Origin of the sequence: Bacillus sp. AFS023182, from assembly GCF_002560575.1 — a bacterium.
Taxonomy (GTDB): Bacteria; Bacillota; Bacilli; order Bacillales; family Bacillaceae_G; genus Bacillus_A; species Bacillus_A arachidis.
Window position 1 is genome coordinate 40,444 of the sequence record NZ_NTRO01000007.1, and the last position, 23,638, is coordinate 64,081.

Here is a 23,638-nt window from a genome sequence, read left to right on the forward strand (position 1 = left end):
TCTGCGTCATCTTTCTGAAAAAAGGAGGGGTTATTATGTACGCGTCGTTTAAAAGATGCATGATGTTGATTACTACATTCATTTTACTCGTTACTCCTATTAGTATTGCAAGCGCTGAAGCAAATACTACGCCGAATTATGGTGGGGTGCTTCCGCCAAAAGAAACATTTAATCCAGGAGATTGGTTTTTAGGTGAGAAGCCTTTAAATTATGATGAAAATAGGCCACCGATTGTTTTTGTACAAGGGAGAAATGGAAGTGCAGATAGTTGGTATGGAAAAACAGTTTATCACGATGTAAACGATATGTATGATTATGCGTATCGTGCGGGATATCAAACGGTGTTTGTTCAACTATATGATGCAGCTGGAAAGGGATCTGCAAGTCAGTGGGATAATGGTAAATTATTGGCTGCAAAGCTAGAAGAGATTTATAATCATTTTGGTAAAAAAGTGAATATTGTGGCTCATAGTAAAGGTGGAATTGACACCCAAGCAGCGCTCATTCAATACGGTGCGAATCGTTTTGTAGGAAATGTTATTACACTAGCTTCGCCGCATTATGGGTCAAATTTAGCAGACTTATCCTATAGTTGGTGGGCGGGGTGGTTGGCTTCATTACTCGGACAAAGAGACGATGGCACTTATTCTTTACAAACAGGTGAAATGGCACAATTTCGTTCTGTAATAGATAACAATCCAAACGCTAAATTAAATCGTTATTATACAGTTGCAGGTACAAGTTGGGGACCGGCTTTCTCTGCTCTATCTTTAGGTGGGTTATATCTTTCTGCGTATGGCTCTAATGATGGTTTAGTGAATGAATGGAGTACAAAATTACCGTATGGAACACATTTATTTACTGATTCTAGATTTGATCATGATAATATTCGAAAAGGTTCAGCCGTCTTTTCTCGAATTGAATCGTATTTACGTACTTCTACTGCTACATTCGTTCCTCCTTATACTTTAAATAATAATAGAGAATTTGTTGATAATTTAAATACTACATCTAATCAAAGCATTTTAGGTGGAGAACTGGAGCCGAATAAATGGATTGATCAAACAATTGCGGTAGATACAAAAACAGAAGGTGTGGTCTCTGTGTTGACAGCATCTTCAGAAGTGAAAGTACAACTTATTTCTCCGTCGGGCAAAGTATATACGAATAAAGATAGTAAGTTTACGGTTGGAGACGAAACTTCCTACTTTAAGGGGGCGTCCATTCGGACATTTAAAATTAATCAAATGGAAACCGGAGAATGGCATGTTAAACTAATGACCACACATACAAAAGATGCCTATATGGTTGTTAGTGATTATAAACAAACAGCGCCGTTTACATTGAAAATGCCAGGGAAAATTAAAGCTGATAAAGTTGAATTTCAATTGAAGCAATCTACTAAAGAACTAGGAAAACAAGAGAATCTTTCTTTTACTGTTCGAGTTGTTGATCGAGAAGGGAATTTAGTATTACAATCGAACCAGCTGCAAAGGTTAGATGAGGCTGCATTTAAAGGCCTTTTGGATCATATAAAAAAATCAGATGTATATAATATGACGATTGATATTAAAGGTATTAACGCAGAAGGTAAAGCTTATACTCGTACAATTGTGCGTTCTGTGTATATTGAAAAATAAATCGTAATTACGAAAAAAGTACGGTTTGATGGCCATCATGTGCTGTTATTCTTTTTTAAAGATAGAGGTAATGGCAAGAAGACTGTAAACGTTTTGGTCTAAGTACAGTGTAATAAACGTTTATGAAAAATCTCCTACATGATGGGATGTTTTTACTTTACAATAAAAGAAGCTTTCGAAAAACCTTGTAATGTTGAGGTTTCGAGGGCTTCTTTTTTATGATTGATTCTTCTTAAGTTCTTGACTTTTTTCTACATATGTTTTCCTCTGGTCTTAAATCAGTTGAGAGATAACTTGTTCACTTTTTATAGTAAATAAAGTATGCAAAATTTATCCAAATTTTACAGATCGTTATTATAATACGTAGTATAATAGATTGAAAATATTTTTAAAATTTTAGGTGATATCTACCTAATCTATAAAGGAGAAAAAAGATGGAATATGTATTCATATGTGTGATTTTAGCATTGCTAGTTGGAATATTTGTATTGTTTTATAAGAATAAACAGTTAGAATCTGACAAGCAACAAGTGGAGTTTGAAAGGACACAATCAATAGAAAACTACCAAAGTGAAATTGCTGCAACAGTAGCTACTTATGAGGAAAAACAAGAGACGTTAAAAAGTGTAGAACGAAAAAAGTATAACAATTTAAAAGAGAGTACAGCAAGAGAACTGGAAAATGTGAGAATGATGAAAAATCAATTAGCTGTGCAGCATAATAAGGAACGTAATGAGATGCAACAAAAACATAGTAATGAGATTCATTTGCTACAAAACCTTGTTACAGAGTTAAGAGCGTATTCCAAAAATAGCGAAGAAATGAATACACATGAAATATTAACTTATATGAAACGGGGATTTGTTCAGGAAGGCCTTATAACTGGAGAGGAGCTCTATATTATTCCGAATGTATTTGTACTAAATACCGATAGTGAGGCAGAAAATAAAAGTGGCTATACTCGAATTGATCATCTTGTATTATGTACGACTGGAATTTATGTTATTGAGACGAAAGAATGGCAGGGACGACTGATACATGGAGTGACGAAAGAGAATGCCGGTGTATATTCGTTTATGATTGATGAGATTGGTAAGTATCAAAAGGAAGAGACGTTTGCTTTTGTTTCAGAGCGATCATCAGACGGAAATTCATTGAGTTTAAGAGTCGAGAATGAAGGAAATCCAGCATATAAAATAAAACATGCGTCCTCTGTTTTATATGATTGCCTTAAAGAAAGCTATCAGCAAGAAGTTAAAGAAGAAATTAAGCCTCTTTTATATTTCGGTAATGAGACGAACGGAAATAGGAATGAAGTGATTGATCTTTCTAATGAAGCACTCCCACGGCTGAAGGGAAGAGAGCAGCTAGTTACTTATTTTAGAAATGAAAAATTAAAAGAAAAAGAATTATATACGGTAAAAGAATTAGAAGATATAAAAGAAGTCATTGAACGTATGAATTATATGAAACTCTGAGGGGGTTAAAAGTTCAAATTTAAAATGAAGGTGGTTCTTTCTTGAAGAAACATAAAAATACTTTATTGTGGGGAATATTATATCTTTATGTTTTTGTGTATTTATTCATATATCTTGCTTTCATTCTTTTAATTGCTATCAGTCATTTAACTTATAGTGTAGAGAGTATATCGATTGTAATATTACCATTTGTTATTTTGTTGTTTATTGAATGGATAATTTGGAAGGTTTCTTTAAATAAAAAGAATGAAAAGCAAAAGAGAGATCTCAAAACTATAACAGTTGTTGGGGCGAGCCTATTTTTGTGTTGTGCTATGCAACTTGGAATAAATGAATACAACTCAAAATTCGATAGAGATGTATGGATAGAGAAAGAAAACAAAAGAGTGTATATAGTAGATGACCTTTTAGAAAAACATCAATTGGTAGGAAAATCAAAGCAAGAAATATTACAATTGTTAGGTAAGCCAACAGAAACAGAGCGTTTTATGAAAACGAATCAAATTGTTTATTATCTAGGAGATGAACGGGGCTTGATTCGAATTGATAGTGAGCGTTTAATTGTTAATTTTGATGAAAAAGATAGAGTAATAGAATATAAGATTCACAAAGACTAATTGCTATCGATTAGGATTGTGAAAGAAATTGAGTGAAAGATAAATACAACAAAAATGGCAAATGATGTATAATTAATTATGTTGAATATAGAGATATTGGGAAGGGGATATATGTATATATGGAAGATTTACAAACACTCGGTTCATTCTTTTTAGGCCTAGGTACTATGTTCGCGGGATTAGGAGTACTGCTTGCAGGTTTTGGTGTGTATACAAAGTTTTCACGTGAATCAAAATGATGAAAGCATCCGTACAGGATGCTTTTTTATTTTTTTTTCAATATGTTATAAAAAGGAATCATACATTCTTTATGGAATTTAAGGAATGAAAATAGGAGGGAGAGTGTATATATAGATGCATTGGAACAATTTTATAATTTTAGATTCCAGTTCCGTGACGAAATATTATCAATGAAAAGTAAAGATTTTAGGAAACAAGAATGAAAAGGAGGTAAGACGGTGAAAAACGTACCGACTGAAGTCCTGAGTAAGGAATTAATGGAACGAAAAGGTGTTATATCAATTACAGTTAAAGAATTTGAGAAGATTGAAGTAGCTGGAGTGGTGGTATCTGGACCAGCTGTCATTTTAATTAATCAAGATTAGTTGAGTACATATGATGAATATAGGAAAATAATGAAAAGCGTCCTATGTGGATGCTTTTTTGTTTGCGTAAAAAAAGAGATATATCAGATAATAGAGCTACTGGAGGGAAAGAAAGTGGCTATTATTATAACAATGTTTTTAATGGGGATTTTATTAGGGTTTGTTGGAGCAGGCGGTGCTGGATTTATTATTGGGGTACTGACTCTCATATTTCAAGTTCCAATTCATGTAGCCCTTGCAACATCATTAACCGCAATGGCATTTACAACATTTTCAGGAGTGGTGAGTCATTATAGAGAAGGAAATGTTGTATTGAAAATTGGTAGTATTGTTGGAGGATTTGGAGCAGTTGGATCATATATTGGTTCTAAATTTGGTGCAGTGATTCCAGCACACCTTCTTCATTGGTTTACGGCTGGTATGTTGTTTTTATCAGCAATATTTATGTTCATTCGATTACTTTTTTTTCAAAATCAAAAGAAATTGTCTATGAACATAGTAAAGAAATTATCTATCATTAGAAAATGTATTTTGTTAGGGCTAGTAACTGGAGGATTAGCAGGTGCATTTGGGATAGGGTCAGCGCCTTTTATTCAACTAGGACTAATGGTGTTGTTAGGTTTAACAATTCAACAGTCAGTCGGGACTACAATGCTTATTATTTTACCAATTGCCATTGGGGGCGGATTTGGATATAGTTCTGAGGGGTATTTAGATTATCTATTATTAGTACAAGTTTTAATTGGAACAATGCTTGGGGCATATATAGGAGCGAAGTTTACCAATTATGCACCTCGTATTATTTTGAAATTTTCGATGATTATGACGCCCATTCTAGCTGGATGTATGTTATTAATAGAATAAGTTATAAAGAATATTGAGGAGGAAAGTGGTGTGTCTGTTCATCTTCATAAATTGTTATGTGCAAGTTTTTGGATTGCGTTACTTATATCAGGAATATGCCCAAAAGATTTTTTCACATGGTGTTTAGAAGTCGCACCAGCATTTATTGTAGTACTCATTTTAATGATTACATATCGACGTTTTCGATTTACAACGTTCACATATGTATGGATTTTTATTCATATGTTAATATTGCTCATTGGGGGACATTATACATACGCAGAAGTACCACTATTCAACTATTTTCGTGATACATTTGATTTAGAAAGAAATTATTACGACCGTGTTGGGCATCTCATGCAAGGGTTTGTTCCAGCTTTAATAGCGAAAGAAGTACTTGTAAAAGTAGTTGAGGTTCAGAAAAAAGGGTGGTTAGAACTACTTGTGATATCAGTTTGCTTAGCATTTAGTGCACTATATGAATTGTTAGAGTTTGCAGTCGCAAAATTAACAGGGACAGGAGCAGAAGCATTTCTTGGAACGCAAGGAGATGTTTGGGATACACAATGGGATATGACATTTGCATTAATTGGAGCGATATTAGCACTGATAGTTTTCCGTAGTAAGGAAACTATATAGTAATTTATTAATATGTTTTACGTATGAATTATGTAAGTAATTCATATTTCTCATATAAAAGGATTTACTATAATATAATGAGTGTAACGTTCGAGTATTCGACGTATTACTAGTATTATATCCCTATCCCTTTTCTAAAAATGCGAACAAGTTTTGCCCTATTCTATTCAATATTTTATTGTATAGAAATATATTGTTCGATGCCCATTATGGAACGTACATAATGGTGAAATCCCGATCCTTAAAGAGGATGCCCCTAATCTTCATGTGAAAATATGATCGGATAAAGAAAGTTGACCAACATATGGTCAGCTTTCTTTTTTGTTTCCAACTAATTCCTCTGTAATTTCTGTTTGTAATAGAAGTGTTTTTCCAAATCGGCGTTTGCATTCATCTGTCACTTTTTGAACGGCAAGCGCATGGGAGGTAGCAGACACGATGACAGTTGCTCGCCTAGATTTTCGATTTTCTTCACAAAAGACACATTCCACAACATATTTAGAAATCATCTTTTCATCCTTTCGTCTGAATTTCAAGGAATGAGCTATCTTTGAAGTTGTTATAGTTCTTCGTTGTAAAAATTAATTTTCCCTCTATTTCAAAGGAGAAGAATAAAGAAAAGAGAATATTAGGAATAGGAGGGAGAGGAAATGAAAACATGGATTGGGACAGCAGCTATATGTATAAATCAGAAAAATGAAATTTTGATGGTATTACAAGGAAAGAAAGACGAACCAAAAAGGTGGTCAGTGCCAAGTGGGGGACAAGAGAAAGGGGAAACATTAGAGGAGTGTTGCGTTCGAGAAGTATGGGAAGAAACTGGATATCAGGTAGAAATTATAAATAAAATATATGAAAAAAAGGGTATAACATACGGTGTACCTGTTCATGTATATTATTATCTTGTGAAACAAATAGGAGGGTTTATGAATATACAGGATCCAGACGGATTAATTCACGAGATTGATTGGAAGAATGTTACTGAATTAGGGGATATTTCTTTATCTTTTCCAGAAGACTATGAGTTGCTAGTGAGGCATATAAATGCCTACTTTTCATAGTACGTTTTAGTTCATTATTTGTATTGCTTAATTGCGTCATTGTTTTCCTCAATTTCATAATTGATAGGGTGAAAATTGATGTGTTTCCGTTTTTAAATTGTTATTTTTATTTTTGGAAAATTCGACAATTTAATTGATTTCAGTTTAGATTTTTGCTAAATTGATAGTTAATTGAGGTTACTAATATATTACAAGTAAAGTTGAGGCGAGTTATGGTACAGTCCATTGATCGAGCGATAGGTATTATTAAGTTATTAAATTCTACAAATGAAAAAGAGTATTGGGCTATCTCTGATATAGCTGATAGAACACATCTCCCGGTTAGTACAGTACATAGGTTACTTAACTCTCTAATGGAGCACGGATTAGTTACACAAATTTCAGAAACAAAACAGTACACAACTGGACCAATGTGGATGGAAATAGGATTACGTCAATTAGAGAAGATAGACTACAGATCTGTTGCAAGAGAAGTGATGAAGCGTTTGGCTGCTGAAGTTGAAGAAAGTGTTTATTTGAATATTCCAAATGGAACACATTCTATTATTATTGAAAGAATAGATAGTCCTTTAAAAATTCGAGTTATCGATAACTTAGGGGAACAGATTCCTCTTTCGATTGGCGCCGCAAATAAAACGATGCTTGCTAATATGAAAACGAATGAAATGGAACACATTGTAGAACATTTACTTTCTTCTTTACCAGAACAAAAGCAAGTTCTTTTTAATCAACTAAAGCAGATAAGAAATGAAGGATATGCTGTGAGTTATAGTGAAAAAACAGAAGGGACAGCTTCAGTAGCTGCACCAATTATAGGATTTAATCATAAAGTAGTAGGAGCATTAAGTATTGGGTTAATTAGTCATCGCATTAATAATGATCGACTATCATTTCTTATTAGTAAGGTAAAACAAGCGGCTAGTGAAATATCAATAAAAATCGGCAGAACATCAGAATAATAATTTTGATAGCCTGTCGTCATTTTTTACTCATATAGCGGAAATGGATTTCATAATGTGGAAAACAGGGGGGTTATATGTCAAAATGGCAATCAAAAGAACAATTGGTTCAATTATTAAGCAATCTTGTTGAAATTCCTAGTATTACTGGCTCGGAAGCTGAAGTTATATTGCCTGATTTTGTTGTAGAACAATTATCTGACTTACACTATTTCAAACAAAACTCGCATCATTTGCAAAAAAATCCGACTGGGGATGGACGATATTTTGTTACGGCTCTAGTAAAGAAAAATAATAGTACAAAAAATACAGTAATTCTTGTTAGTCATTTTGATGTTGTAGATGTACAAGATTATGGAGTGTGGAAAGCAGATGCATTTAACCCTAAAAAATTAACATCTATGTTTTATTCTCACAAAGATGAATTACCAGATCATGTACGTGAAGATATAGCACAAGGGGATTGGTTATTTGGTAGAGGAACAATGGATATGAAATGTGGTCTAGCTTTGCAAATGGCGATGGTTGAGCAAGCTTGTGAAGGAAGATTTGATGGAAATGTCCTTTTATTGACTGTTCCAGATGAAGAAGTGAACTCTGTAGGGATGAGGGCTGCTGTTCCAAGATTATTAGATTTAGCAAAAGAACATAACTTAGAATATAAAACAGTCCTAAATTCAGAACCTATGTTTTCTCGATATCCAGGTGATCAAAATAAGTATATTTACACTGGCTCTATTGGTAAGGTGTTGCCTGGTTTTCTTTGCTATGGAAAAGAAACACATGTAGGTGAACCTTTTGCAGGATTAAATGCAAATTATATGGCTTCATTATTAACAGCTGAATTAGAATTGAATACGGAACTTTGTGATATTGTAGAAGGAGAAGCGTGTCCCCCGCCCACTAATTTATTTCAGAGGGACTTGAAGGAGGATTATTCTGTACAAATTCCTCATCGTGCAGTTACATTATTTAATTTGTTTTTACTAGAAAAAACGATGATGGATGTAATTGCATTGTTACATCAAAAGGTAACGAAAGTAGCAGAGAAAATTGAAGAGTCGTATGAGAAGCAAGCATATCGTTTTTCTAAGTATAATCCGTTCATACCGCCTAATCTTAAAGTAAATGTATTAACGTATGAAGAACTTATCGCTTATGCAATTAAACAACATGGGCAAGAAAAAATAGATAGTATTCAATCTACTGTTATAAAAAATAGAGAAGATAAAGATGATCGTGAGGTAACAATTGATTTGGTTGATAAATTAGCTATTTTATGTAAAGAAAAGGCACCACTGATTGTACTTTTCTTTGCCCCACCATACTACCCAGCTGTGAGCTCACACCACAATTCTTTGATTAAAGAAGTAGTTGGAGAAATGGAAAGGTATGCTCACTACAGTCATGGAATTACTTTTAAAAATCAAAATTATTTTGGCGGAATTTCAGATTTAAGCTATGTGGGCTTACAGTACCCAGTTGATTCAATGAGCTCACTTGTTGAAAATATGCCATTATGGAATAAAGGTTATTCAATTCCGCTTCAGGAATTAGAAAAATTTGATGTTCCAGTATTAAATATGGGACCAGTAGGAAGAGATGCACACCAATGGACAGAGCGCTTAGACATAAATTACGCATTTGAAACGTTACTGGATATGTTACCAATATGTATTGAAAAATTACTAGTTCCTAATAAAATTGCACAGTTATAGTTATGTCTGTATAAGAAAGAAAGAAATTTAAATCGAGATTTCAATTAAAATTAAGAAAAGGATAGAAACTGTAGCGCTATACTACAGTTTCTATCCTTTTTCTTGTAATAATTTATTTTTATCTCACTATTTGTGGGCGGTAAGTCCTCACTTTATCCAAAGCCCGACTAATTGGGATAAATAAAATAAAAGAATCGTGTGGTTTATTGTAACCAAGATAAGCAAAGTGGCACAATGACTAAACTTGCCCCAGCTGTTAGAAGCATGGATAAACTTGCAATTGTACCTTCAACTGGTCCGATTTCAAATGCTTTTGAAGTACCAGTTCCGTTTGCGCTAGTACCTAGCATAATACCTTTCGCAATGGATGTTTTAATGCGGCATATGCGAATAAGAGAAGGACCTAACAGTGCTCCCGTTAGTGCTGTAAGTACAACGAATACAGCTGTTAATTGTGACATACCGCCAATCATTTCTGAGATCGCCATTGCAATCGGTGTTGTGACAATGTGCGGTGCTAAGCTTTGTTCCAGTGATGAATCAATATGAAAAGCATCTGCCAGAAGAGCCGAAGTAATAACAGATAATAATGAACCAACAATGACGTTAATTAAAATTGCACTTGCATGTTTTTTTAATAAATCAAAATATTTATAGATTGGCCATGCAAAAGCTACCGTTGCTGGTTTTAATAGTTCAGTTAACCATTGACCGCCAGAATTGTATGTTTCATAAGATGTATCGAGTCCAAGTAATAACGCAATTAAAACAATTGGACAAACGAGAAGTGGTGAAAGTATACTCCAATTCCAGCACCAATAAAGTTTCTTAGAAATCCAATATGTTAATAGTGTTAATAGTAAACAAAAAAAGCCGATCATTATGCTGATCCTTTCCGCTTTAATAGCATTTCTGTTAAGATTCCAGTGACGAGTGTTACACAAAGGGTACTAATCATGATAATCAAAATGAGATCGATACCATATTGTGATAATGTATCTTTGTAGCGGATAACAGCCACGGCAGAAGGAATAAAAAATAATATAAGTTCTTTTAATAAAAAGTCTGCTCCATCTTGAATCCATTCTTTTTTCACCAAGTTAAATTTTAATGATATTAACAATAAGAAAATGCCGATAATACTTCCTGGAATTGGGAGGTGTGCCTGCTTTGCGATCCATTCACCTGTCCAAGCGAAACAAAATAAGAGTAAGGTTTGTCCGCTTAATTTCCACCATTTCATACAGTAACACCTCTTTCGTTTTTTACATAAAAATTGTAAAAAAAATTAACAATTTCTACTATAAATCCTTTCGAAATATTTGTCTAATATATAAATTATATGTTATTAATTTATTATACATATTAATCGAAAAGAGGATCCAAAATGGAATTACGGCATTTGCAATATTTTGTTGTTGTGGCAGAAGAGTTACATTTTGGGCGGGCAGCTGCTCGCTTGCAAATGACACAGCCACCGCTAAGTCAACAAATTCAGCAATTAGAGAAAGAGATGGGGGTTACATTATTTTCAAGAACGAAGCGGAAAGTTGAGCTGACAGAAGCAGGAGAAATGTTTTTAAAAGAAGTGAAAAAAGCATTTGATCAAATTGAGAAGGCGGTAGAAGTTGCACAAAGTGCACAAAGGGGAGAGGTTGGATCACTTTCAATTGGGTTTGTAGGGGCAGCTATATATGATATTTTACCGTCTATTGTTAGGGAGTATCGAGAGAAGTTCCCGAGAGTATCTGTTGCACTGCATGAATTATCGACACCAGATCAGGTTCATGCGCTTCATGATAATCGAATTGATGTTGGATTTTTACGTCCACCAATTAATACGCAATTACTAGAATTAGAACCCATTCAAAAGCTTTCGTGTACATTATGTTTACCAAAAGCGCATCCACTAGCAGAGAAAGAAGAAATTCATATTGAAGATTTACAAGATGAGCCATTTGTGTTCATAACTAGACCGGTTTGGCCTGCATTATACGATACGATTTTATCCTTATGTAGGAACGCTGGATTCAGCCCACACATTGTACAGGAAGCAACAGAGTACCAAACTGTTATGGGGCTTGTAGCAGCGGGAATTGGATTAACAGTGATTCCGGTTTCTGCGAATAAGTTGTATAAAACAGAAGTTGTATATAAGGCTATATATGATTCTAATTTTGTAGCAGAGATGTCGGTTGCATATCGGAAGTCAAATAGTAATCCTGAGTTGCTAGAGTTTTTAAAAATTGCAAGGGAGAAAAAGCGAATAGAAGTGGAGAATGATAAGTAAGGTGGCACAAATGTGTTAAAAGAGGAGATACTATTATGGTGTATCTCCTTTTTTATTTCAATACTGAATAGGTAGACATGTTCATTTTCTAGAATTAATTGTTGGCGTGAGCTTTCATCATCCATAGAGAGTGAAAATATATGATTTTTATTTGTTTTTATCCAAGCAGTAAGAACTGTTCTTGTATTATATTTTATTTTTATGGGGCTACTAATTTCTTTAAATGCAGACATTAGGTAAGCTATTTTCAGAAGCGGTCATTTCTGCGACTTAAGACCTAGTAAATATTCCGATTATAGTTCGATGTTTAAAAGGTCATATTTTTATACACTAGTAATATAGAAGATTGGACGTTATGAAGTAAGGTGGGGGAATCAATTATGTCTTTATTTCGGTTAGCAAGGAAAAATATACAGAACTACGCTGCCCAAAGATTAAAACAATTTATATGGATAGCAATGAGTACCATGCTATATTTTTTTATTATATCTGTCCGATCTAATGAAGCGGTAATAGAAAAAATACAACATAGACCGTTTTTGCTAGCTACGTTATATTATGGGGAAGTACTGTTGTTTTTTGTATGCACTGCTGTTACATACCAAATGACAAAAAGATTCTTAAAAAATAGGAAACAGGAACTACTGTTGTATGAAATTGCTGGTATGAAAAAAAGAACGATTTTTTGCTTGTTATCTCAGGAGCAGGTTTTGATTTATGGAGGAGCGATTCTTTTTGGTTTAATTCACGGAATGTTATTTTTGAAGTTATTTACAGTGATTTTTATAAAGCTAACAGGAGTTCATGGAATAAATAGCATACCTATTACATCATACGCATTATTGGTAGTAACGATGCTAGTGAGTATTATAATCTTATTATCCATATGGCAATGTTATAAGTTTATTCGGAAATTTCCATGTGAACAAGTATATAAAATGGAGAGAAAGGCATGAGATATCATGTCTTTTTCGTCGTTTTACAGCAGAAAATAATCATGATACAGTGTAAGGAACTGAAAAAAGTGTTAGAGAGAAAGGTTGTATAGGATGGTAAATAAACAATCTATAGTGAGAGTAGAACAACTAACAAAGCGAATCGGCTCAAAGACATTAGTAGAAAATATAAGCTTTGAAGTAAAGAAGGGAGAAGTTGTTGGTTTATTAGGACCAAACGGTGCCGGAAAAACAACATTGATGCGAATGATGGTCGGTATGATAAGTATGACTGAAGGAGAAGTATGGATTGACGGACAATCTGTAAAACAAGAGTTTGAAGGTACAGCTATGAAAATCGGTGCCGTAATTGAAAATCCGGAATTTTATCCTTTTTTAAGTGGGTATGAAAACTTAACATATTTTGGACGTATGCATGGTAATGTTACTGAAGAGCGTATTGACGAGGTAGTCCAATTATTAGGTATGGGACAGGTTATTAATCGTAAAGTAAAAGCGTATTCGCTTGGTATGAGACAGCGTTTAGGAATTGCGCAAGCACTCGTACATAATCCAGATGTACTCATTTTAGATGAACCGACCAATGGACTGGATCCAAGTGGGATTCACGAAATGCGTATGTATATAAAGAAAATTGCTCATGAACAAGGGAAAGCTGTCCTTGTTTCAAGTCATTTATTATCTGAAGTTGAATTGATGTGTGATCGAGTTATTATTATTCAGCACGGAGAATATGTGGCAACCCAAAATATTCAGCGTAATGAAAACGAAGAGATGGATATGATACATATACGCGTGGACGATGTGAAGCAAGCGGCTGAACTTTTAAAACATGATGTCACGATTCAAGATAATGAATTGATTATGATTGTGAAAAATGAAGAAATTCCAGATGTGATTCGTACATTAACAGAACAAGGTATTCGTATTTATCGTGTTTATGAAGAAAGAAAAACGCTGGAAGAGAAGTTTTTAGAATTAACAGGGGGAAAGGATATTGTTTAATTTAGTTTACAATGAAATATATAAAATTTTTAAACGGAAGCGAACGATTATTCCATTTGCCATTATTACAATTCTAGTTATAGGTTTGGGATGGGTGTCAGTTAAATATTTTCCATCTTCATCGGGAGATTGGAAAATAGATTATACAGAAAGAACGGCAGAAATTGAAAAAAAACTTGGGAGTACAAAACAGGATATTTTGAATCAAAAATCAGGAGATGAGCTTGTTAAAGAGTATCAGTTGAAAATGAAGCATTTAGATACGAATACTCCACCAGCAGGCGATTCACCTTTAACTTTTATGAGGGACACAGGTTTAATTGTGTTTCCAATTTTATTACCATTTATTCTTGTATATGCAAGTACAATTTTTGCGAATGAGTACAATTGGGGAACTTATAAATTTTTAATGATTCGCCCGGCAAGTCGATTTAAAATTTTAACAGCGAAGTATATTGCAATTGTTATTTTCTCTGCATTATTATTTATATTTAATATGGTTTTCTCACTTTTATGCGGGTTTATTATTTATAAATTTCAACAACCTGCATGGGTGGAATTTATCATGCAAAATGGTAATATCGTTCAGCAAAATATATTTGTTGATGTGAGTAAGTATTATGTATTAGAATGGTTGCCAACTCTTGTGTATGCAGCATTTGCTTTTATGATTTCTGTTCTAACGAGATCGAGTGGGGGAGCAATTGGTATTTCCTTATTCGTGGCGTTATCTGGTGGAATTATTTTAATACCAGCGTCTAGGTACGAATGGATGAAGTTTTTATTACCAGCTAATACAGATTTATATGGAATCTTAAAGGGTGGTAGTTTCATTCAAGGTGTAACATTATCATTTGCGTCTTGTATGCTTCTAATTTACTTACTTGTATTTTTAGGTATTTCTTATACTGTATTTTTAAAGCGCGATTTAACGTAATAACAGATGAAAAAGCCGTTAAGAAGAATAATCTTAACGGTTTTTCTCTATCTTAATTTGTTAATGGTAACAAATTTTTACATTAAAATATTGTATCTTTTACACTACATGATCGTTATTTACAAGAAATTCATAAATGTAAGATATACTAAAACATGTAAACACAAATACATACAAAATTCGTGTAGAGGCCATAGTATAACGCAGCGGAGAATGATTTAAAATCGCTATTGTTACTTATGGTCTTTTTGTATGAAAAGGGGGAGAGAAAGTTGAGAAGTGTGGGGAAAAAATTTCTTACTATTGTATCATTATGTATTTTGTTTTTGGTAACAGCCTGCTCCAATTCAAATGTTTCTGGGAAAGAGCAATCAAAAGTTAAGGAGAACAGTGAAAAAATGAGCAGTGGAAAGACAGAGATTGTATTTTGGCATGCAATGGGTGGAAAAACAAAAGAAGTTTTAGAACAAATTGTTCAAAAGTATAATCAATCTCAAGATAAGGTTGAAGTAAGAGCGTTGTTCCAAGGTACATATGATGAATCGTTTATTAAGTACAAGAATATTGCAGGCACAAAGGATGCACCAGATGTTATTCAAGTTTTTGATGGTGGAACGAAATATATGATTGATAGCGGGAAAATTGAACCGGTTCAAAAGTTCATCGATCAAGATAAGTATGATGTGTCTCAATGGGAACCAAATATTCGCAGTTATTATACAGTAGATAAAAAGCAATATTCGATGCCTTTTAACTCTTCTACACCTGTTATGGTATATAACAAAGATGCATTTAAGGAAGTGGGATTAGATCCAGACCAAGCCCCAAAGACATTTAAAGAAATAGAGGAAGCAGGGAAGAAATTAACGAAAAAAGAAGGGAATCAAGTAAAGCGTTACGGGTTTACTTATTTATTAGATACTTGGTTTTTTGAAGAAATGTTAGCGGTTCAAGGCGGAACGTATGTAAATAATGATAATGGTCGTGCTAAAGCAGCAACGAAAGCAACTTTTAATGGGAAAGAGGGGCAAAGAATTTTAGAGTTTGTCAATAATCTTAATAAAGAAGGTATTAATGGTAACTACGGTTCGGATTGGGATAATACGCGTGCTGCCTTTTTAGCGGGGAAAACAGCAATGTACCTAGATTCTTCAGCTGGTGTGAAGGATATAATTAACAGCGCACCGTTTCAAGTTGGGGTAGCGTATCTACCTTATCCTGAAGATGTTCAAAGGGAAGGTGTTATTATTGGCGGCGCATCATTATGGATGGCCAAAGATATTGGGAAAGAGAAACAAAAAGCGGTTTGGGAGTTTATGAAGTATATGACTACACCATCTATACAAGCAGAATGGCATGTAAACACAGGATACTTCGCGGTAAATCCAAAGGCGTATGAGGAGGAGTTAGTTAAAAAAGAATATGAGAAATATCCACAATTACAAGTAACGGTGAATCAACTTCATGATTCGAAAGTATCACCTGCAACACAGGGCGCGTTAATTACAGTATTTCCAGAATCGCGTCAAAAAGTACAAAAGGCAATGGAAAGTATTATAGAAGGAACAGATGTAAAACAAGCATTAGATCAAGCAGCTAAAGAAACAGACCGCGCTTTAGAAATTGCGAATCGGGCTAAAAAATAATAGGAAATACTAAAAAAAGAGGTTTCTCAAATGAGAAGCCTCTTTTCTTTTATGCAGCAACTTTCTTATGTGTATGATGTTTTCGATATCGTCCGCGCATCGCAAATGCAATTTGTGGAATTGCAATACCAACCAAGATAAGTGATACACCAAGCCATTGAGAAGAGAGTACCGCTTCTTTTAGAACAAATACAGACATAATTGTTGTAACAGGTAGTTCAGCTGCACCAAGAATAGTTGCTAATCCAGAACCGATTTTTGGAATGCCGATTGTGAAGGCGATGGATGGAATGACAATACTAAACGTTCCGAGTCCTAAACCATATTTCCAAAGTCCTTGTGAAATAGCCCCGTTAAAAATAAATGTTGGTGGGAATACTATCATTACTAAAGTTAAAGCACCAGCCATTAAGAGAACGCCTCGTGGTAATGATGGTACTTCGACAGCAACTCTACCACTTACAAAAATGTAGGTTGCAAATGTAACAGCAGATAGTAAACCTAATATGATTCCAGTTGTATCGAAATCGCCTGCTGATTTTTCTAATAATCCGCTCGATAAGAATGTACCAGCAAGTAAAAAGAGAACAGAAATAACTTTTTCTCTTGATGGTAATGTTTTTGTTGCCACAGCTTCAATGATAATACCAACCCAAACGAATTGGAATAACAGTATAATGGCAATAGATGCCGGCACAGTTTTCAGTGAAGCGTAATAAAAAATTCCTGTGAAACTTGCAGAGGTTCCAGCGACAAATAAAATAAGCATTTGTTTCAGTGGAACGCGGTGCCTAGAAAATAGGAGTGTAATTCCAAGCAAAATAAACCAACCGAACAAATATTGACTACCAATTACTTCTCCAAGTGAAAAACCTTCTGCGTATGCAAGTTTAACAAAGATAGCTAAAATTCCATAGCTACATGCTCCTAATAAAACTAAAAGAGAATAACGAAGCATGAAAATCCCTCCCATCCTATATATTTAATTGTTCTAAAACGGACATATATAACTAGATGGAAGTATACAAAATTAAAAATGAAGGGTCAAATGAAAGAAAAGTGTGGCATTTTATAGAATAATAATAAAAATATGATATTTATGCATAATCTTGAAATTTATAATTATAGAAGTATTGTAAGGTAAGGAATGGGCTGTATAAAGTTATCATTTGAAAAAAATATTTTTTTATAGGGAATGTCTTGTATACAGAGGTATCGTAGACGAATCATTTGTTGTTTGGAAGAAGCTTTGATATGTTAATGAATAACAGAATACATTTATAATAGAAGAAAAATGAAAACGCTTTAGAAAAATAGCGGTGTACAGCTATTTTTTCTTATTAAAACGTTGTAAATAGTGAATTCATGAATTGTACATAGTATTTTCTTTCATTTTTGCTACAATATTGTAGAAGAGAGGAGTGAAACGATGCAAGATATTAATATTTTTTTAGCGTTTGGTGCGGGATTCTTATCATTTATTTCCCCTTGTTGCTTGCCACTTTATCCAGCATTTTTATCTTACATAACGGGAATGTCGGTTTCTGAATTAAAAGAAGAAAATGCGATGCTCCGTAAAAGAAGTATGATACATACGGCGTTTTTCTTATTTGGATTTTCTATTGTTTTTATCGCAATTGGTTTTGGTACAAGTTTTATTGGATCATTTTTTCAAGATTATAAAGATTTAATTAGACAGTTAGGGGCACTATTCATTATTGTATTCGGACTTGTAATTGTGGGGGTATTTAAACCAAAGTTTTTAATGCAAGATCGAAAATTTACATTTAAAAGTCGTCCTAGTGGTTATATTGGATCTATTTTAATTGGATTGGCATTTGCTGCTGGTTGGACACCTTGTACAGGACCAATTTTAGTAGCTGTAATTGGACTGGCTAGTACGAATCCAGAATCAGCAATGCTATATATGATTGCTTACATACTTGGTTTTGCAATACCGTTCTTTATACTTTCATTTTTTATTACGAAAATGTCTTGGATTAAACGACATAGTGGAACGTTTGTGAAAGTAGGCGGATATATCATGATTGTTATGGGTATATTTTTATACTTTAATTGGATGACAAAAATTATTGCGTATTTCTCAAGTTTATTTGGTGGTTTCACCGGTTTTTAGTATTATCCTGTGAAAATGTTGGAAATACTAGTAGAAAAGCATATAATGAAACTAGATTTTCATATTGCCACAAAAAAGGATGAGAAAGTATGAACATAGTTCTTTTGTCGAGTATTGTTGCTGTTTGTATGGCTGTTGGTGCGATGTTCATTCGTTTAAAAGCAGCGAAGAAACCTGCAACATTGAAAAAAATCATTCTCCCACCATTTTTCATGAGTACGGGGGCACTGATGTACATTTTTCCGGAATTTCGCCTGACACCAGCGGAAATGTTAGAAGCGATCGGTGTAGGTTTGTTTTTCTCAATATTTCTTATTAAAACATCTAAATTTGAAGTGCGTGGACAAGAGATTTACTTGAAACGTTCAAAAGCTTTCGTATTTATTTTAATCGGTTTGCTTGTGGTGCGTATTGTCTTTAAAACATATTTAAGTCAATCGCTTGATTTAGGGCAACTAAGTGGTATGTTCTTCTTACTTGCTTTTGCAATGATTGTATCATGGAGAATTGCTATGTATCGTTCATTTACAAAAGTGCAAAAGGAAATGGAAAAGGAAGATGGTTTTTATAATGAGAAAGATATGAAGTTAACGTAAAAAACCTCAAGATTCCTTGAGGTTTTTTTATTTGGCTAACAGTGATTGATAACGAGAGTAATCAATTTGCTTTTCTTGTAATTTTTTAATGAGAAATTTATGATCTCGTTTTGGAGTTGCTACAATATATCCTTTAATGATTAAATCTTCAGTTATTTTTGAAGCTTTTTCTTGTAATGCAAGTTCTCCAATTTTACCAGCAATTTTTGACCTGGCAACATCACGAAATAGCTCAGGAACAGGACTTACAAGTTCTTCTAACAATTGTTTTTGCTCATCATCCCATAAGTGCCTTGTTTGATCAATATAACGCTCTTCCCAATCTAAAATAGACATGCCATCTTCTTTTGGTAATCGTTTTAAGAATTTTCGGAACATGAAATATCCACCAATAGACATAAGTCCTAGTAAAATAACGGTCCAAATCACAATAAACCAACTAAACCATCCTTCAAGCAAGTATATACCCCCTTTGCGATAGCAGTTTTCCTTTTACTAGTATTATAAGCAGTGAGATTGATAGAAAGCAAGAACGCTTGGCCGTTTTGACCAAGCGTTCTGAATTAAACAAAGTATAGTTGTTCGACACGTAATATATCATTATCATCTTCTAAATATTCAATAATGAGTGTTCCAACTTTACGATCTTTATCATCAGTGGTGAAAATAGAGTAAGAAGTAAAACGTTTTGTTGATAGGCCGCTAATATGTGTAGGAAGAGAAATGTAGTCGTTATCGCGGAAAAACTCCATGAGTTCAACATCTTCAAATTGTTTTCGATCTACTGCTTGATTTGTGTAGCGACGTTGTAGTTGTTTTAAAGATTCGTTCCAAGAAATTACTTTTGTATCGTATACCATTTGTTCTATCTCCTTACTATATGTAATCATTAAGAACATATGTTCTATTGTAGTATACCCTGTTTTTAATGAAAGGGAAAGCAAAAAATAATGTAAGCTTGGAAATCCAAGCTTACACAAAAGGCGTCCATAATCGTCTCTATTTTTTATTATAAGCTAGATAGAAATAGGAAACAAGGTAGGAAGTATTTTGTTGATAGTTTATAAAATTCCGTTTATTGTAAAAAAGAGGTTTATTTTAGTGGAAAAGGATGGGAAAAATGACGTATATAATTTCACTTCAAGGACCAATGGCAGGCGGAAAAACAACGTTAGCAAGAAGATTAGAGCAAAGAGGTTTTCAAGTAATATATGAAAATCCTTATGAAATTGTAGAAAAAAGAAAAAGATTAAATTTGGATATTTACACAAAAGAGGGATTTATTACAAATCAAAAAATGTTTATTGAAGCGAAGATTAAACAGGTTCAAAGTGTCACGGGAGATATTGTGATATTTGATCGGGGCCCAGAAGATGTTGAATTTTATACAATACATTTTCCAAAATTGATAGGAATGGATTGGGATATTGAAAAGGAATTAAAAGATGAATTACATAAATTAAGGAAATGTCGTTCAGATGCGATTTGTTATTTGGATGTTTCTAAAAAGATATTGCAGGAGAGAAAAGAGAATGATACGTCGAGAAGACGAAGTTCATTTGAAGAGCAGTTAGAATTGGTAGAAGTGGAAAGGGAGTGGTATAAACAATTTTCGGTTACATATGTGAATACTGATGAAGTGACAGTAGAGGAAACAGAGGTGTATTTTATGAAATGGGTGAGGGAGAAGAGAACATGAAGAAAATACTTTTATTTGTATATCCGACATTTGCAGAATTCGAGGTTACCGTGGCTACAGCGTTATTGAAAGACGACTATAAAATTGAAACAGTAGGAGTAACAAAAAATATCATCACAAGTGAAACAGGATTGCAAGTGCAACCGCATTTGGAATTAACTGAAGTTCATGTGGATGATTATGAAGGGATGATTATTCCTGGTGGGGATGTCAAACATATTAAAGATGCTAAAGAGCTGTTTTCTATCGTGCGTCAATTCTATAAAAAAGAAAAATTAGTTGCAGCTATTTGTGCTGGACCATTTGTATTGGCAACAGCTGGTGTATTAAAAGATATTCCTTATACAGTTACGTTGGATTATAGTAAAATAGATTGTTTTCCTATAGGGACTTTTATTTATAAAAATGTTGTTAGTTATAAAAATATTATAACAGCACAAGGGCATGGTTTTGTCGAATTTGGAGTTGCAATAGCTGAGTATTTTGGGATAATGAATGAGCATAAAGGGAATGTATATCGAGGTAAAGGCAATATACTAATGGAAAAGCTTTTGGAACAAACAGTTGAAGAGTGAAAGTGCATGTAAAGGGGATAAAAAGCTAGCAAATTGCTAGCTTTTTATATGGAGGAAGAATAGGCTTGTTTCATTAGTACAAGTAAATTCTCAGTGATTTTTTGACATAGCGCCCCGTGTTTTCTATCGATATATTGATAGTGTGCATCAAACCATTTTTCATTTGGATAACGCCAGACAGGATAAGGTTTTCGTTCTTCTGGTTCACGGAATGACCATCAAGCTAATTTTTTCTAATGCCCTAAGAATGAGAGTTTTATATAACTTTCAATTTTAGTATTTTGGGTGCTTGTATATAACTGTCACGCGATTTATAAATATATGTTACGAAACCGCATATACCTTTATAATGATGAAGAGGTATCAAGATTGTTGAGTTATGATACTAAAAAAGCCGATCTCCTATTGGAAATCGACTTTAAAGCTTTTCTTCAAGAAAAGCACCTGTTTAGCTTAATAACTAAGACTTTATTGCATCTATAATTAACGACGGAAAAACAAGTGTATCCCCTTGATTTCGTGGATCATATTTTTTTGAACGAAAAATAACCCCATCGGCTCCATCCCACTCATTGTAATGAAAATGCCCCTCTTCATCACAATATTCAAGTAATTCCACTTCGAATCCAACAGTTTCAAATATTTTCCTTAAAGTTTCATAATTATGAACTATTTTATGACTAGCTGCGAGGTGGTCTTTAGGTCCAGGTCCTCCAACTTGTACAGCCTCTTGGTATTCTTCATCTGGGAAAAATGCATCAGGAACGGCGCATCGAATATAACCACCATGTTTTAAAAATTCATAACATACTTTCGCCGCTTCTATGCCTTCTTCATATGATAAATGTTCCCATACATGCTCCGCTAAAATTACCGCTAAAGAATTAGGATCAAACTTTTTTGTCCAATCTTCCCTTTTTAATAAATTCAATTCCTCTTCATTTGTATGTAGCCAGCCTGGATTATTATTATATTCCCCTGCACCAATTACTACCTTAATTTCCTTTTGTTTTATAGCCAACAGTTTCACCTCTTGTATTTTTGTTTATTGTTATATTTGTAATATATAATTCTCCTCTTGGGGTATCGCCATATCAACATCAACCTAAGATAAATTTAAAGAGCTTATTATAAAGTAGATTCAAATTCATTTTGTACATCTATAAATAGCTAGTGTTTTTGGATCATGCCATACTCCGCCATGAAGAGATAATTCATTTTCTATTTCCATGGTCAGCCATCCTTTCATTTCTGAATGAAGATGAATGTCATCAGGTATGTTTAAAGATGGAAACATACTAGAGATATAGTTAACGATAGGTGTAGCATGATGAAATAGAAGTGCATTATGAATAACTGTTTCCTCCACAGTTTGAAAAACAGATTGTAATAATTGTTTTCCGTTTTCTAAACAAAATGGAGAAGCTGATGGTGCTTTTTCGGGTAAATCGAATGCGACTAACATTTTGTTACACATCTCATCTATACGGGGTAATGAGATTTTGGAATTTGTTGTGGCTAGGAACCTGCCTTCAGGAAAAATTACTTTATGAAATCCTTGAATTGTTTTTTCAACATCTGTCATGTGATACAGCATATGTCTTGCGATGATCCAATCATAAGAATCAGCTGGGAAAGGAAGTTTGGTAGCATCTCCAAGTTCCCATTCAATATTTACATGTTGCTGCGCTCCATTTATAGCGGCTTCTCGCAGCATAGTTATAGATTGATCCAAACCAGTGAGATGCCCCTTATGACCGTTTTTTTGTAGCAGTGCAAGGAACTTTCCATTAGCGCATCCAACTTCTAATATCTTTTCCGTTCCTTGTAATTGTAGATGACCTATTACAATTTCATCTAAGTCTACTCGTTTTTCCTCATATTTTTTATGAGTATCGATCCGTGTTTGCAGATGGTTACTTACAGCGTATTGCCTTTTTATATCATTCAATTTTTCTGATTCCACCTTTACACAAAATTGCTGAATAGCATGTGTTAAAATATCTGTTTTATTTAGACATTCATAATGAAGTGCTGCTTCAAATCTTTCTAGTAATCTTTCGTCAATTCGAAAGTGAATATCTTTTCTCTTAACCAATTCGGGTCCCCCTTGCAGCTGTTAGTGAAACTATAGCATGGCTAGAAATTTTCTGTAAATAAATTGTGTACACAATTGAACAGAGTATTGAAAAAATTCATTTAAATAATTATTTAAACTATTGACGATTTAACCGTTT

Annotated in this window: 26 protein-coding genes; 18 read left to right on the forward strand and 8 right to left on the reverse strand. The window is 33.8% G+C overall.

Going from position 1 to position 23,638, the window contains the following annotated elements; genetic code table 11:
* Positions 1–35: 35 nt before the first annotated feature.
* From CN288_RS05000 to CN288_RS05025, 6 genes are all read left to right on the forward strand, one after another.
* A complete protein-coding gene (locus CN288_RS05000) occupies positions 36–1,640 on the forward strand; it encodes a lipase family alpha/beta hydrolase (protein ID WP_026592658.1) in 1,605 nt (534 codons plus the stop codon).
* 434 nt (positions 1,641–2,074) lie between these two features.
* The gene (locus CN288_RS05005) at positions 2,075–3,118 is read left to right on the forward strand and encodes a nuclease-related domain-containing protein (protein WP_098301853.1); all 1,044 of its coding nucleotides are present in this window, start codon (positions 2,075–2,077) and stop codon (positions 3,116–3,118) included.
* Between the two features lie 41 nt (positions 3,119–3,159).
* Entirely contained in the window at positions 3,160–3,735 is a 576-nt protein-coding gene (bamE, locus tag CN288_RS05010; RefSeq protein WP_090686930.1) for an outer membrane protein assembly factor BamE domain-containing protein, read from the forward strand.
* Positions 3,736–4,193: 458 nt separating this feature from the next.
* Positions 4,194–4,340, forward strand: a complete 147-nt coding sequence (locus CN288_RS05015; RefSeq protein WP_035415214.1) for a BC1881 family protein — start codon at positions 4,194–4,196, stop codon at positions 4,338–4,340.
* A 114-nt stretch (positions 4,341–4,454) separates the two neighbouring features.
* Positions 4,455–5,204, forward strand: coding sequence for a sulfite exporter TauE/SafE family protein (locus CN288_RS05020; protein ID WP_026592661.1), 750 nt, complete (start codon positions 4,455–4,457; stop codon positions 5,202–5,204).
* A gap of 30 nt (positions 5,205–5,234) precedes the next feature.
* The gene (locus tag CN288_RS05025) at positions 5,235–5,822 is read left to right on the forward strand and encodes a DUF2238 domain-containing protein (protein ID WP_090686927.1); all 588 of its coding nucleotides are present in this window, start codon (positions 5,235–5,237) and stop codon (positions 5,820–5,822) included.
* A gap of 308 nt (positions 5,823–6,130) precedes the next feature.
* Here the strand turns inward: CN288_RS05025 and CN288_RS05030 are convergent, their stop codons facing one another.
* Positions 6,131–6,331, reverse strand: coding sequence for a DUF3903 domain-containing protein (locus CN288_RS05030; protein ID WP_098301854.1), 201 nt, complete (start codon positions 6,329–6,331; stop codon positions 6,131–6,133).
* Between the two features lie 141 nt (positions 6,332–6,472).
* Between CN288_RS05030 and CN288_RS05035 the strand changes: the two genes are divergently transcribed.
* From CN288_RS05035 to CN288_RS05050, 3 genes are all read left to right on the forward strand, one after another.
* The gene (locus tag CN288_RS05035) at positions 6,473–6,883 is read left to right on the forward strand and encodes an NUDIX hydrolase (protein WP_026592664.1); all 411 of its coding nucleotides are present in this window, start codon (positions 6,473–6,475) and stop codon (positions 6,881–6,883) included.
* A 212-nt stretch (positions 6,884–7,095) separates the two neighbouring features.
* On the forward strand, positions 7,096–7,842 hold the full coding sequence (locus CN288_RS05045) for an IclR family transcriptional regulator (RefSeq protein ID WP_098301856.1): 747 nt from the start codon (positions 7,096–7,098) through the stop codon (positions 7,840–7,842).
* Between the two features lie 77 nt (positions 7,843–7,919).
* Positions 7,920–9,560 carry a M20/M25/M40 family metallo-hydrolase gene (locus tag CN288_RS05050; protein ID WP_098301857.1) on the forward strand — a complete coding sequence of 547 codons (1,641 nt, stop codon included), beginning with the start codon at positions 7,920–7,922 and terminating at the stop codon, positions 9,558–9,560.
* A gap of 203 nt (positions 9,561–9,763) precedes the next feature.
* On the opposite strand, the gene CN288_RS05055 is transcribed toward CN288_RS05050, so the two are convergent.
* Complete coding sequence (locus tag CN288_RS05055; protein ID WP_026592667.1) at positions 9,764–10,441, reverse strand: LrgB family protein; 678 nt, start codon at positions 10,439–10,441, stop codon at positions 9,764–9,766.
* Positions 10,441–10,803 (reverse strand): CidA/LrgA family holin-like protein, encoded by a 363-nt coding sequence (locus CN288_RS05060; protein ID WP_098301858.1) that lies wholly within the window; start codon positions 10,801–10,803, stop codon positions 10,441–10,443. The genes CN288_RS05055 and CN288_RS05060 overlap by 1 nt, the downstream gene beginning before the upstream one ends.
* Before the next feature lie 144 nt (positions 10,804–10,947).
* Here CN288_RS05060 and alsR point away from each other — a divergent pair, with 144 nt between their 5' ends.
* The 5 genes from alsR to CN288_RS05090 all read left to right on the forward strand — a co-directional run bounded on the left by alsR (position 10,948) and on the right by CN288_RS05090 (position 16,394).
* Complete coding sequence (gene alsR, locus CN288_RS05065) at positions 10,948–11,850, forward strand: acetoin biosynthesis transcriptional regulator AlsR (RefSeq protein WP_026592669.1); 903 nt, start codon at positions 10,948–10,950, stop codon at positions 11,848–11,850.
* Between the two features lie 380 nt (positions 11,851–12,230).
* Positions 12,231–12,806, forward strand: coding sequence for an ABC transporter permease (locus CN288_RS05075; protein ID WP_026592670.1), 576 nt, complete (start codon positions 12,231–12,233; stop codon positions 12,804–12,806).
* Positions 12,807–12,899: 93 nt separating this feature from the next.
* The gene (locus CN288_RS05080) at positions 12,900–13,811 is read left to right on the forward strand and encodes an ABC transporter ATP-binding protein (protein WP_026592671.1); all 912 of its coding nucleotides are present in this window, start codon (positions 12,900–12,902) and stop codon (positions 13,809–13,811) included.
* The gene (locus CN288_RS05085) at positions 13,804–14,748 is read left to right on the forward strand and encodes an ABC transporter permease (RefSeq protein WP_026592672.1); all 945 of its coding nucleotides are present in this window, start codon (positions 13,804–13,806) and stop codon (positions 14,746–14,748) included. The genes CN288_RS05080 and CN288_RS05085 overlap by 8 nt, the downstream gene beginning before the upstream one ends.
* A 272-nt stretch (positions 14,749–15,020) precedes the next feature.
* Positions 15,021–16,394, forward strand: a complete 1,374-nt coding sequence (locus tag CN288_RS05090; protein WP_026592673.1) for an ABC transporter substrate-binding protein — start codon at positions 15,021–15,023, stop codon at positions 16,392–16,394.
* A gap of 49 nt (positions 16,395–16,443) precedes the next feature.
* Here the strand turns inward: CN288_RS05090 and CN288_RS05095 are convergent, their stop codons facing one another.
* Positions 16,444–17,352 (reverse strand): EamA family transporter, encoded by a 909-nt coding sequence (locus tag CN288_RS05095; protein WP_026592674.1) that lies wholly within the window; start codon positions 17,350–17,352, stop codon positions 16,444–16,446.
* A gap of 471 nt (positions 17,353–17,823) precedes the next feature.
* Between CN288_RS05095 and CN288_RS05100 the strand changes: the two genes are divergently transcribed.
* Together CN288_RS05100 and CN288_RS05105 are read left to right on the forward strand one after the other, a co-directional pair.
* Entirely contained in the window at positions 17,824–18,531 is a 708-nt protein-coding gene (locus tag CN288_RS05100; protein ID WP_026592675.1) for a cytochrome c biogenesis CcdA family protein, read from the forward strand.
* An 89-nt stretch (positions 18,532–18,620) separates the two neighbouring features.
* Positions 18,621–19,127: a CcdC family protein gene (locus CN288_RS05105; RefSeq protein ID WP_026592676.1), complete on the forward strand. Its 507-nt coding sequence runs from the start codon at positions 18,621–18,623 to the stop codon at positions 19,125–19,127.
* Between the two features lie 27 nt (positions 19,128–19,154).
* Here the strand turns inward: CN288_RS05105 and CN288_RS05110 are convergent, their stop codons facing one another.
* Together CN288_RS05110 and CN288_RS05115 are read right to left on the reverse strand one after the other, a co-directional pair.
* Positions 19,155–19,586, reverse strand: a complete 432-nt coding sequence (locus CN288_RS05110; protein WP_026592677.1) for a DUF2621 domain-containing protein — start codon at positions 19,584–19,586, stop codon at positions 19,155–19,157.
* A 104-nt stretch (positions 19,587–19,690) separates the two neighbouring features.
* A complete protein-coding gene (locus CN288_RS05115; RefSeq protein WP_026592678.1) occupies positions 19,691–19,987 on the reverse strand; it encodes a hypothetical protein in 297 nt (98 codons plus the stop codon).
* Between the two features lie 260 nt (positions 19,988–20,247).
* Here CN288_RS05115 and CN288_RS05125 point away from each other — a divergent pair, with 260 nt between their 5' ends.
* Together CN288_RS05125 and CN288_RS05130 are read left to right on the forward strand one after the other, a co-directional pair.
* Entirely contained in the window at positions 20,248–20,826 is a 579-nt protein-coding gene (locus CN288_RS05125) for an AAA family ATPase (RefSeq protein WP_090686916.1), read from the forward strand.
* Positions 20,823–21,401 (forward strand): DJ-1/PfpI family protein, encoded by a 579-nt coding sequence (locus CN288_RS05130; protein ID WP_098301859.1) that lies wholly within the window; start codon positions 20,823–20,825, stop codon positions 21,399–21,401. The genes CN288_RS05125 and CN288_RS05130 overlap by 4 nt, the downstream gene beginning before the upstream one ends.
* Positions 21,402–21,861: 460 nt before the next feature.
* Here the strand turns inward: CN288_RS05130 and CN288_RS05135 are convergent, their stop codons facing one another.
* Both CN288_RS05135 and CN288_RS05140 read right to left on the reverse strand, forming a co-directional pair.
* Positions 21,862–22,422 carry a class I SAM-dependent methyltransferase gene (locus CN288_RS05135; RefSeq protein WP_098301860.1) on the reverse strand — a complete coding sequence of 187 codons (561 nt, stop codon included), beginning with the start codon at positions 22,420–22,422 and terminating at the stop codon, positions 21,862–21,864.
* A gap of 126 nt (positions 22,423–22,548) precedes the next feature.
* The gene (locus tag CN288_RS05140) at positions 22,549–23,499 is read right to left on the reverse strand and encodes a class I SAM-dependent methyltransferase (protein ID WP_098301861.1); all 951 of its coding nucleotides are present in this window, start codon (positions 23,497–23,499) and stop codon (positions 22,549–22,551) included.
* Between the last annotated feature and the right edge of the window lie 139 nt (positions 23,500–23,638).